Annotated in this window: 8 protein-coding genes; 5 read left to right on the top strand and 3 right to left on the bottom strand. The window is 66.5% G+C overall.

What is annotated here, in order from left to right; genetic code table 11:
• Positions 1 to 247: 247 nt before the first annotated feature.
• From G5A07_RS09420 to G5A07_RS09435, 4 genes are read left to right on the top strand one after another with little or no spacing between them, the layout of a single operon-like run.
• Entirely contained in the window at positions 248 to 2,524 is a 2,277-nt protein-coding gene (locus G5A07_RS09420; protein WP_191863199.1) for a methyl-accepting chemotaxis protein, read from the top strand.
• A gap of 37 nt (positions 2,525 to 2,561) precedes the next feature.
• Complete coding sequence (locus G5A07_RS09425; RefSeq protein WP_191863200.1) at positions 2,562 to 3,431, top strand: CheR family methyltransferase; 870 nt, start codon at positions 2,562 to 2,564, stop codon at positions 3,429 to 3,431.
• Positions 3,428 to 4,024, top strand: a complete 597-nt coding sequence (gene cheD / locus G5A07_RS09430; protein ID WP_014037083.1) for a chemoreceptor glutamine deamidase CheD — start codon at positions 3,428 to 3,430, stop codon at positions 4,022 to 4,024. The genes G5A07_RS09425 and cheD overlap by 4 nt, the downstream gene beginning before the upstream one ends.
• Positions 4,021 to 5,094, top strand: coding sequence for a chemotaxis response regulator protein-glutamate methylesterase (locus G5A07_RS09435; RefSeq protein ID WP_191863201.1), 1,074 nt, complete (start codon positions 4,021 to 4,023; stop codon positions 5,092 to 5,094). Before cheD ends, G5A07_RS09435 begins: the two co-directional genes overlap by 4 nt.
• Positions 5,095 to 5,261: 167 nt before the next feature.
• Here the strand turns inward: G5A07_RS09435 and acnB are convergent, their stop codons facing one another.
• From acnB to G5A07_RS09450, 3 genes are read right to left on the bottom strand one after another with little or no spacing between them, the layout of a single operon-like run.
• Positions 5,262 to 7,853: a bifunctional aconitate hydratase 2/2-methylisocitrate dehydratase gene (gene acnB, locus G5A07_RS09440; protein ID WP_043398945.1), complete on the bottom strand. Its 2,592-nt coding sequence runs from the start codon at positions 7,851 to 7,853 to the stop codon at positions 5,262 to 5,264.
• A 43-nt stretch (positions 7,854 to 7,896) separates the two neighbouring features.
• Entirely contained in the window at positions 7,897 to 8,295 is a 399-nt protein-coding gene (locus tag G5A07_RS09445; protein WP_010482492.1) for a type II toxin-antitoxin system VapC family toxin, read from the bottom strand.
• Positions 8,296 to 8,301: 6 nt separating this feature from the next.
• Positions 8,302 to 8,526 (bottom strand): AbrB/MazE/SpoVT family DNA-binding domain-containing protein, encoded by a 225-nt coding sequence (locus G5A07_RS09450; protein ID WP_005409505.1) that lies wholly within the window; start codon positions 8,524 to 8,526, stop codon positions 8,302 to 8,304.
• A 301-nt stretch (positions 8,527 to 8,827) separates the two neighbouring features.
• On the opposite strand from G5A07_RS09450, the gene acnA reads away from it, so the two are divergent.
• A partial coding sequence (acnA, locus tag G5A07_RS09455; protein WP_191863202.1) for an aconitate hydratase AcnA occupies positions 8,828 to 11,539 on the top strand: 2,712 nt, incomplete at its 3' end.

Genomic DNA, 11,539 nt, shown 5'->3' on the forward strand with positions numbered 1-11,539 from the left:
ACCCTGGCCCGGCCCCCCTCTCAACTCGCGACCGCCGACCAACTGCTGTTGCTGTTGCTGTTGCTGTTGCTGTTGCTTCAAAAGCCTGCCGCAGGCAGCGCCGCAGCCGCCGCTGCAAGGAAACCTGAATACGTTCGGACACTGCGCCTCAATCCCCCGCCCCATCGGCCGATAACGGGGTTGTCACGGCTTGTCCCGCCGCTGACCGGCTCGGCGCCGCCCGCCCGCTTCGACCTGGTCCTGCTCGATGAATCTCCTGCATCGCTGGCAACACTACTTCAGCAACCTCTCCGTCCGGCGCAAGCTCAACCTGCTGACGCTGCTCATCGCGCTCGGCGTGATCGCGCTCTCGGTGATCGCCGCCCGCATGCAGTACCTGGACCTCACCGAGACCCGCAAGACCGCGCTGAAGACCCAGGTCGAACTGAGCTACGGCATCCTGCAGCACTACCACCGCCTGGCCGGTACCGGCGAACTCAGCGAAGAGGCTGCCAAGAGCGCGGCATTGCAGGCGCTGGAAGTGATGCGCGCCGAGAACGATGCCTACTACTTCAACATCTACGACACCGGCTACCGCCTGCTGATGCACCCGTTCCGCAAGGATCTGGTCGGCAAGGACATGAAGGACTTCCGCACCGACGACGGCGTGCGCATCTACTACGACCAGGTCGAAGCAGCCAAGGCCGGTGGCGGCTTCGTCAACTACCGCTGGGCCAAACCCGGCAGCAAGGGCGAGGTCGAGAAGGTGGCCTACGCCGGCCTGTTCGCGCCCTGGAACTGGGTGGTCAGCAGCGGCGTCTACATGGACGACGTGCAGAAGCAGGCGCTGGTGTTCACCGCCATCATGGCCGTCGCCGGTGGCGTGCTGGTACTGATCGTGCTGGCCCTGAGCTGGCTCATCGGCAACCGCATCGCCGTGCCGCTGAAGCAGGCAACGGCCGTCGCCGAGGGTATCGCCCGCGGCAAGCTGGACAGCCACATCGGTCCGCAGGCGCATGACGAACCCGGTCGCCTGCTGGACGCCATGTCCGGCATGCAGCAGCAGCTGCACGCAGTGATCGGCGGCCAGCGCGAAATGGCCCGCCGCCACGATGCCGGCGAACTGAGCTATCGCATCGACGCCAGTGCCTTCCCCGGCGAGTACGGGCTGATGGTGCAGGAAACCAACGCCCTGGTAGGCGGCCACGTGCAGACCCTGCATGACGTGCTGGACGTGGTACAGCAGTACGCGGTCGGCGACCTGAGCCGCGACATCGCCCGCTACCCCGGCGAAAAGGCGGCGATGACCACCACCGTCGACACCGTCAAGGCCAATCTCGGCCGCATCAACGCCGAAATCAAGCAGCTGGCCAGTGCCGCCGCTGCCGGCGACTTCAGCCGCCGTGGCGATGCGCAGCGCTTCGATCACGATTTCCGCCTGATGCTGGAAAACCTCAACGCGATGATGGCGGTCAGCGATGACAACCTCGGCAAGCTCTCGCAGCTGCTGTCGGCCATCGCCGAAGGTGATCTGACCGCGCGCATGCAGGGTGACTACAAGGGCGTGTTCGCCCGCATGCGTGACGACGCCAACACAACCGTCGCGCAGCTGACCCAGATCGTCGGCCAGATCCAGGCCAGTGCCTCCAGCATCACCCTGGCCGCCGGTGAGATTGCTTCGGGAAACAGCGACCTGTCGCGCCGTACCGAGCAGCAGGCTGCGAACCTGGAAGAAACCGCCGCGTCGATGGAGGAGCTGACCTCCACCGTACGCCAGAACGCCGAGCATGCCCGCCAAGCCAACCAGCTCGCGATCGGCGCGCAGGGTGTTGCCTCTCAAGGCGGCAGCGTGGTTGGCCAGGTGGTCAACACCATGTCGGCCATCGAAGCCTCGTCGAAGAAGATCGCCGAGATCATCAGCGTCATCGACGGCATCGCCTTCCAGACCAACATTCTGGCGCTGAATGCTGCAGTGGAAGCCGCACGTGCCGGTGAACAGGGCCGCGGCTTTGCCGTGGTCGCCAGCGAGGTGCGCACCCTTGCCCAGCGCTCGGCCGCCGCCGCCAAGGAGATCAAGGGCCTGATCGATGATTCAGTCGGCAAGGTTGCCGAAGGCTCCAGCCTGGTCCACCAGGCCGGCAGCACCATGGGCGAGATCGTCGCCTCGGTGCAGCGCGTGACCGACATCATGGCCGAGATCTCCGCCGCCTCGCAGGAACAGAGCGCCGGCATCGAGCAGGTCAACCAGACCGTGGTGCAGATGGACGAGACGACCCAGCAGAACGCCGCGCTGGTGGAGGAAGCCACCGCTGCCGCGCGCGCGATGGAAGAACAGGCTGGCCAGCTGGCCGACGCCGTGGCGATCTTCCGCCTGGACAACCAGGTCTCCGCCGCAATGAAGGCGGTGGCCGCGCGTGTCGAGCCGGTCCGTGTTGCCGCCGCCGTGGCGCGCCCGCAGCCGGTTCCAGCGCCGGCACCGGTCCGCCGCGCCGGCAGCAACGCCAGCACCTTCGTCGCTAGCGACAGCGACTGGCAGGAATTCTGAGACCCACCCGCGGCGGCTTCGGCCGCCGCCTCTGCCGATGGACACGTCCCCCGTGCAAAGTTCTTCTCCCATCGTCACCGGCCCGCGCGAATTCGAGTTCGCCGACCGTGATTTCCGCCGCGTCTGCGACCTGATCTACCAGCGCGTGGGCATCGCCCTTGCACCGGCAAAGCGCGACATGGTCTATGGCCGCCTGTCGCGCCGCTTGCGCACGCTGGGCATGCGCAGCTTCCAGCAGTATCTGGACCATCTGGAGCAGGAAGACGGCGACGAGTGGCAGGCGTTTACCAACGCCCTGACCACCAACCTGACCTCGTTCTTCCGCGAGCCGCACCACTTCGACAAGCTGCGCGAGGAACTGCAGCAGCGCTCCAGCCGCACGCCGCTGCTGCTGTGGTCATGCGCGGCGTCCACCGGTGAAGAACCCTATTCGATGGCGATCACCGCCTGTGAGGCCTTCGGTACGCTGAAGCCGCCGGTGCGCATCGTCGCGACCGATGTTGATACCCAGGTACTGGCCACCGCCGGCCGTGGCGTCTACAACATCGACCGGGTCACCAATCTCGACCCGGATCTGCGCCGGCGCTATTTCCAGCGTGGCAGCGGCCCCAATGAGGGCCAGTGCCGCGTGCTGCCGGCACTACGCGAGCTGATCGAGTTCCGCCCATTGAATCTGCTCGCCCCGCGCTACGACGTCGGCGGACCATTCGACGCGCTGTTCTGCCGCAATGTGATGATCTATTTCGACAAGCCGACCCAGCGTGCCATCCTCGGCCGCCTGGTGCAGCACCTGGCCGATGACGGCCTGCTTTACACCGGACACTCGGAGAACTACCTGCACGCCGCCGACCTGATCCAGCCCTGCGGCCGTACGCTGTATCGCCGTGCGGCAAAGGCCGGCGCATGAACGCCTCGCTGCGTACCGACGATGTGATGCGCTACCAGGATGCGCGCTTCCAGACCATCGCGGCCAAGCTGCTGCCGACCCAGTACCTGGTGGTGGACGACACCACCGCGCTGACCACCACGCTGGGTTCCTGCGTGGCCGCGTGCCTGCGCGACCCGGTACTGAAGATCGGCGGCATGAACCATTTCCTGCTGCCCGAGGGCAATGCCGGCGACGGCGCGCCCGCGCGTTACGGCAGCTACGCGATGGAACTGCTGATCAACGACATGCTCAAGCGCGGCGCCCACCGCAAGCGCATCGAGGCCAAGGTGTTCGGCGGCGCCAACGTGCTCAAGGGATTCACCAGCAATCCGGTCGGTACCCGTAACGCCGAGTTCGTGCGCCAGTACCTGCAGGCCGAGCATATCCCGATCATCGCCGAGGACCTGTGCGGCATCCATCCGCGCAAGATCTGGTTCTTCGCCGATACCGGCCGCGTGGTGGTGCAGCGCCTGCCGCATGCACACGAAGCCGAAGTCGCCGCGACCGAATCGGCCGTGCGTGCGCGCCTGTCCAAGGCCCCTGTCACCGGCGGCGTGGAGCTGTTCGAATGACCTTGACCGGCAACGCCCCCTGCCGGGTCCTGATCGTCGACGACTCCGCCGTCGTGCGGCAGATGCTCACGGAAATCCTGTCCAGCGATCCGGCCATCGACGTGGTCGGCACCGCCGCCGACCCGTTGCTGGCGCGCGAGAAGATCAAGCGCCTGGCCCCGGACGTGATCACCCTGGACGTGGAAATGCCGCGCATGGACGGGCTGGCGTTCCTGGAAAACCTGATGCGCCTGCACCCGCTGCCGGTGGTGATGATCTCGTCGCTGACCGAACGCGGCGCCGACACTACGCTGCAGGCGCTGGCTCTGGGCGCGGTGGACTTCGTCTCCAAGCCCAAGCTGGACGTCGCGCGCGGCCTGCAGGGCTACGCCGACGAGATCATCGCCAAGGTCAAGATGGCGGCGCGCTCGCGGGTGCGCCCGCTGGTGCGCGCTGCAGTCCCGAAACTCATGCTGGACGCAGCCCCCTCGATGCGCCCCGCCTCACCGCAGTTCCGTACCACCGATCGCCTGATCGCGATCGGCTCGTCAGCCGGTGGCACCGAAGCGCTGCGCGTGGTGCTGGAAGGCATGCCCGCCGACGCGCCCGCCGTGGTGATGACCCAGCACCTGCCGGCCAGCTTCAGCAGCGCCTTTGCCGAACGCCTGGACCGACACTCGGCGATGGCCGTGCGCGAGGCCAGCGACGGCGAAGCGGTGCTGCCCGGCCACGCCTACCTGCCGCCGGGTGGCAAGCACCTGCGGATCATCCGTGACGGTGCGCGCTGGCGCTGCCGCGTCGACGACGGCCCGGCGGTGAACCGGCACAAGCCTGCGGTGGACGTGCTGTTCCGCTCGGTCGCGCAGAGCGCGGGCGGCAACGCCATCGGCGCCATTCTCACCGGCATGGGTGACGATGGCGCGCGTGGCCTGCTGGAAATGCGCCAGGCGGGTGCGCCCACGCTGGTGCAGGACGAGGCCACCAGCGTGGTCTGGGGCATGCCCGGCGCCGCGTTCAAGCTCGGCGCCGCGGACGAACAGGTACCACTGGAACGCATAGCGGAACGCCTGCTCGCCCTCGCCCGCAGCTGACGCGAAGTACGTCCACGCAATGCGTGGATGCCTCTGTAGTGTCGAGCCACGCTCGACGCATCACGCATCACGCATCGCGCGAACAGCAGCCGGGCATGGATTCGGCGCCACAGGGCATCCCGCAAACAAAAACCCCCGGCGCGAGCCGGGGGTTTTCAGTTACCGCATCAGGCAGCGACCGTCTTGGCCACGTCCTGGTATTCCTCGATCTGGTCGAAGTTCATGTAGCGGTAGATCTCCGCGCCGCTGGCGGCGATCACGCCCACATCGGCCATGTACTCCTCCTTGGTCGGGATGCGGCCCAGGCGCGAGCAGATCGCCGCCAGCTCCGCCGAACCCAGGTACACGTTGGTGTTGCGGCCCAGGCGGTTCGGGAAGTTGCGGGTCGAGGTCGACATCGCGGTGGAGCCTTCGCGGATCTGCGCCTGGTTGCCCATGCACAGCGAGCAGCCCGGCATTTCCATGCGTGCGCCGGTGGCACCGAAGGTGCCGTACACGCCTTCCTTGGTCAGCTCCGAGGCATCCATCTTGGTCGGCGGGGCCACCCACAGGCGGGTCGGCAGGTCACGCTTGCCTTCCAGCAGCTTCGCAGCGGCACGGAAGTGACCGATGTTGGTCATGCACGAACCGATGAACACTTCGTCGATCTTGGCGCCAGCGACTTCGGACAGGGTCTTCACGTCGTCCGGATCGTTCGGGCAGGCCACGATCGGCTCGTGGATGTCGGCCAGGTCGATCTCGATGACGGCAGCGTATTCGGCGTCCGCATCCGGCTCCAGCAGCTGCGGGTTGGCCAGCCACGCTTCCATCTTCTCGATACGGCGCTGCAACGAACGCGGATCCTGGTAACCCTCGGCAATCATCCACTTCAGCAGCGTGATGTTGCTGGTCAGGTACTCGATGATCGGTTCCTTGTTCAGGCGCACCGAGCAACCGGCGGCCGAACGCTCGGCCGAGGCGTCGGACAGTTCGAACGCCTGCTCGACCTTCAGCTCCGGCAGGCCTTCGATTTCCAGGATACGGCCGGAGAAGATGTTCTTCTTGCCAGCCTTGGCCACGGTCAGCAGGCCGGACTTGATCGCGTACAGCGGGATCGCGTTGACCAGATCACGCAGGGTCACGCCCGGCTGCATCTTGCCCTTGAAGCGCACCAGCACCGACTCCGGCATGTCCAGCGGCATCACGCCGGTGGCCGCGGCGAAGGCGACCAGGCCCGAACCGGCCGGGAACGAAATGCCCACCGGGAAACGGGTGTGCGAGTCACCACCGGTGCCGACGGTATCCGGCAGCAGCATGCGGTTGAGCCAGCTGTGGATCACGCCGTCGCCCGGACGCAGCGAAACGCCGCCACGGGTGGAAATGAACTCCGGCAGGGTGTGGTGGGTCTTTACGTCCACCGGCTTCGGGTAGGCGGCGGTGTGGCAGAACGACTGCATCACCAGGTCGGCCGAGAAGCCCAGGCACGCCAGGTCCTTCAGCTCGTCGCGGGTCATCGGGCCGGTGGTGTCCTGCGAGCCGACCGAGGTCATCTTCGGTTCGCAGTACGTGCCCGGGCGCATGCCCTGGCCTTCCGGCAGGCCACAGGCGCGGCCGACCATCTTCTGCGCCAGCGAGAAGCCCTTGCCGGTGTCGGCCGGCTGCACCGGCAGGCGGAACAGGTCGGTCGGGGCCAGGCCCAGCGCCTCGCGCGCCTTGCCGGTCAGGCCACGGCCGATGATCAGCGGGATGCGGCCACCGGCACGCACTTCGTCGAACAGCACGTCGGACTTGACCTGGAATTCGGCGATCACCTCGCCGTTCTTCAGCGCCTTGCCTTCGTACGGGCGCAGCTCGATGACGTCGCCGTGCTCCATCTTCGACACGTCCAGCTCGATCGGCAGCGCACCGGCATCTTCCATGGTGTTGTAGAAGATCGGCGCGATCTTGCCGCCCAGGCACACGCCACCGGCGCGCTTGTTCGGGATGTACGGAATGTCATCGCCAGTCCACCACAGCACGCTGTTGGTGGCCGACTTGCGCGAGGAGCCGGTGCCGACCACGTCGCCGACGTAGGCAACCAGGTGGCCCTTGTCCTTCAGCGACAGGATCTGCTGGATCGGGCCGCGCTTGCCGTCTTCTTCCGGGGTGAACGGCGCGTCGTCGCGCTTGTTCTTCAGCATCGCCAGGGCGTGCATCGGGATGTCCGGGCGGGTGGTCGCGTCCGGCGCCGGCGACAGGTCGTCGGTGTTGGTCTCGCCCGGCACCTTGAACACGGTGACGGTCAGGCTCTGCGGCACTTCCGGGTTGCCAGTGAACCACTCGGCATCGGCCCAGCTCTGCAGCACGGCCTGGGCGTTGGCGTTGCCGGCCTTGGCCTTTTCCTGCACGTCGTGGAAGGCGTCGAACACCAGCAGGGTCTTCTTCAGGCCGTTGGCGGCGATGGTGCCGACGCTGGCGTCGTCCAGCAGCTGCACCAGCGGAGCGACGTTGTAACCGCCGAGCATGGTGCCCAGCAGTTCGGTGGCGCGCTCGCGGCTGATCAGCGGGTTCTGCTCGCTGCCCAGCGCGATCGCGGCCAGGTACGAGGCCTTGACCTTGGCGGCGTCATCGACGCCGGCCGGCACGCGGTGGGTCAGCAGGTCGAGCAGGAACTCGGCCTCGCCCTGCGGCGGGTTCTTCAGCAGTTCGATGACATCGGCCGTCTGCTGCGCGCTCAGCGGCAGCGGCGGGATGCCAAGCGCAGCGCGCTCGGCGACGTGGTGGCGGTAGGCTTCCAACATGACAACTCCCGGGTAATGCGTAGGTTGAAATAACAAAGTGGGCTCAGGCGTGCGGCACGATCAGCTTCAGGCCCTTGAAGTAGTCGCGGTAAAACGTGTCGTTCCAGGTGATCAGGCCATCGCACTGCAACAGTGCGTGGGCGCCGACCATGAATTCGTCCAGGCTGCGGCGGCTGCCGCTGCGCTGGCGGTGGCGACGGTGCATCTCGCCGGCGCGCAACGCCGACTTGGCTTCCATCGGGTTGAAGTGCACGCCCATTTCTTCCAGCGCTTCGAGCACCTCGGCGCCGCCGCGCAGCGATGCGCAGACTTCGGCCAGGGTCGCGCCGCAGACCACCACGCGGCCGCCGACCAGGCTCTGCCGGAGGATGGCTTCCACGGCATCGGCCTGCGGGCCATTGCTGAGCAGCTCGACCAGCACCGGTGAATCAACGGCGATCATCACGGCTTATTCCTCGTCGCGCACCGCGCGTACTGCCGCATCGGACGACTCGAAGCCGTCCAGCGCGAACTTGCCGCGCGCCCGTGAAATGGCATCGTCAACACTCTTGCGCAGGATGATGCGGCTGCCGTCCAGCTCGACCTTCAGCAGCGTGCCCTTGGTCAGGCCGAGGGCATCACGCACCGCCTTGGGCAGGGTGATCTGTCCGCGTTCTGCAACAGTGGCTTCCATCGGTAGGCCCTCCAGAGTATGCACAAATTATACATACTTCCCCGGGCATACTTCCACCCTGAACAGGACCGGCGACCCGCCAGCCCTTGCCTCGCAAAGGATCGGCCACAAACGTGACATACGCCATACACCTTCCCCTGTAGTCTGGAACCGATGCCGCAGGCCGGACCCGGCCCGGGTGAATCCATTCAGTTTCGGGTTCATACTGGAACCTCCGGGGCCACCAGGCCCGCGGCGACCGCAAGCAGGTCCGCCCATGCGCGGGCCACTGCAAGCCATCCGCAAGAAGGAGTTACCCCGCATGAGCGATTCGTTCTCCACCCGCAGCCAACTGAACGTCGGCGGCAAGACCTACGACTACTTCAGCCTGCCCACGCTGGGCCAGCGCTTCGACATCTCCCACCTGCCCTACTCGATGAAGATCCTGCTGGAGAACCTGCTCCGGCACGAGGATGGCGGCATCACCGTCGGCAAGGACCACATCGAAGCAGTGGCCCGCTGGAACCCGGCGGCCGAGCCGGACACCGAGATCGCCTTCATGCCGGCGCGCGTGGTCCTGCAGGACTTCACCGGCGTGCCCTGCGTGGTCGACCTGGCCGCGATGCGCGATGCGGTGGTCAAGCTCGGCGGCAAGCCGGAGCAGATCAACCCGCAGATTCCCTCCGAACTGGTCATCGACCACTCGGTGCAGGTCGATGTGTTCGGCAAGCCCGACGCGCTGGACCTCAACGGCAAGATCGAATTCCAGCGCAACCAGGAACGCTACGGCTTCCTGCGCTGGGGCCAGAAGGCCTTCGACAACTTCAAGGTGGTGCCGCCCAACACCGGCATCGTCCACCAGGTGAACCTGGAAAACCTCGCCCGCGTGGTGATGACCGCGGACAAGGACGGCAAGGCCGTGGCCTACCCGGATACCGTGTTCGGCACCGACAGCCACACCACCATGATCAATGGCATCGGCGTGCTGGGCTGGGGCGTGGGCGGCATCGAAGCGGAGGCCGCCATGCTCGGCCAGCCGTCGTCGATGCTGATCCCGCAGGTGGTCGGCTTCAAGCTGACCGGCAAGCTGCCCGAAGGCGCCACCGCCACCGACCTGGTGCTGACCGTCACCCAGATGCTGCGCAAGCTGGGCGTGGTCGGCAAGTTCGTCGAGTTCTACGGTGACGGCCTGCAGCATCTGCCACTGGCCGACCGCGCCACCATCGGCAACATGGCCCCGGAATACGGCGCCACCTGTGGCATCTTCCCGATCGACGCCGAGTCGTTGAACTACCTGCGCCTGTCGGGCCGCAGCGAAGAGCAGATCGATCTGGTCGAGGCCTATGCCAAGGCGCAGGGCCTGTGGCACGACGCCAACAGTGCACATGCGCAGTACAGCACCACGCTGGAACTGGACATGGGCACGGTGAAGCCGTCGCTGGCCGGCCCCAAGCGTCCGCAGGACCGCGTGCTGCTGGAAGACGTGCAGAAGAACTACCGCGAAGCGCTGGTCGGCATGACCGCCAACCGTGACAAGCGCAGCGACGACGTCTCCTCCTTCGTCAATGAAGGCGGCGGCGCCGCGGTCGGCAACGAGCAGCTGGCCAAGGGCTACGCCGACATCGAGATCGAAGGCCGCAAGGTGCGGCTGAAGGATGGTGCAGTGGTCATCGCCGCCGTCACCTCCTGCACCAATACCTCCAACCCGGCGGTGATGATCGGTGCCGGCCTGCTGGCCCGCAACGCGGCCGCCAAGGGCCTGAACCGCCAGCCGTGGGTCAAGACCTCGCTCGGCCCAGGCTCGCGCGTGGTCACCGACTACCTGGAAAAGGCTGGCGTACTGAAGGAGCTGGAGAAGATCGGCTTCTACGTGGTCGGCTACGGCTGCACCACCTGCATCGGCAACTCCGGCCCGCTGCCGACCGAAGTCAGCGCCGGCATCGCCACCGGCGATCTGGTGGTCACCTCGGTGCTGTCGGGCAACCGCAACTTCGAGGGCCGCGTGCACCCCGAAGTGAAGATGAACTACCTGGCCAGCCCGCCGCTGGTGGTGGCCTACGCCATCGCCGGCACCACCGACATCGACCTGACCACCCAGCCGCTGGGGACCGGCAGCGATGGCCAGCCGGTGTTCCTGCGCGACATCTGGCCGAGCAACAAGGAAATCGGCGATGTCATCGCCGCCACCATCGGCCCGGAGATGTTCAAGCAGAACTACGCCGATGTGTTCAAGGGTGACAGCCGCTGGAACACCATCGCCTCGCCGGACGGCAACCTGTACGAGTGGAGCGACGCCTCCACCTACATCAAGAACCCGCCGTACTTCGATGGCATGACCATGCAGACCGGCAGCATCGACGACGTGCATGGTGCACGCGTGATGGGCCTGTTCGGCGATTCGATCACCACCGACCACATTTCCCCGGCCGGCAACATCAAGAAGGACTCGCCGGCAGGCCGCTTCCTGCAGGAGCGCGGCGTGCAGCCGGCCGACTTCAACAGCTACGGCAGCCGTCGCGGCAACGATGACGTGATGGTCCGCGGCACCTTCGCCAACATCCGCATCAAGAACCTGATGTTCGGTGGCGAGGAAGGCGGCAACACCCTGTACTACCCGGCCGGTGGTGGCCAGCCGGAAAAGCTGGCGATCTTCGATGCGGCCATGAAGTACAAGGCCGACAAGGTGCCGCTGGTGGTACTGGCCGGCAAGGAATACGGCACCGGCTCGTCGCGTGACTGGGCGGCCAAGGGCACCCTGCTGCTGGGGGTGAAGGCGGTCATCGCCGAGAGCTTCGAGCGCATTCACCGCTCCAACCTGGTCGGCATGGGCGTGCTGCCGCTGCAGTTCCGCAACGGCGAAAACGCGCAGTCGCTGGGCCTGGACGGCTCGGAAGTGATCGACATCACCGGCCTGCAGGACGGCGCCAGCAAGCGCGCCGCGGTCACCGCGACCAAGGCCGATGGCACGAAGAAGACCTTCGAGGTTTCGGTGATGCTGCTGACCCCGAAGGAAGTCGAGTACTTCCGCCACGGC

This window comes from Stenotrophomonas sp. AS012628 (genome assembly GCF_010608305.1).
In the GTDB taxonomy this organism is placed as follows: domain Bacteria; phylum Pseudomonadota; class Gammaproteobacteria; order Xanthomonadales; family Xanthomonadaceae; genus Stenotrophomonas; species Stenotrophomonas geniculata.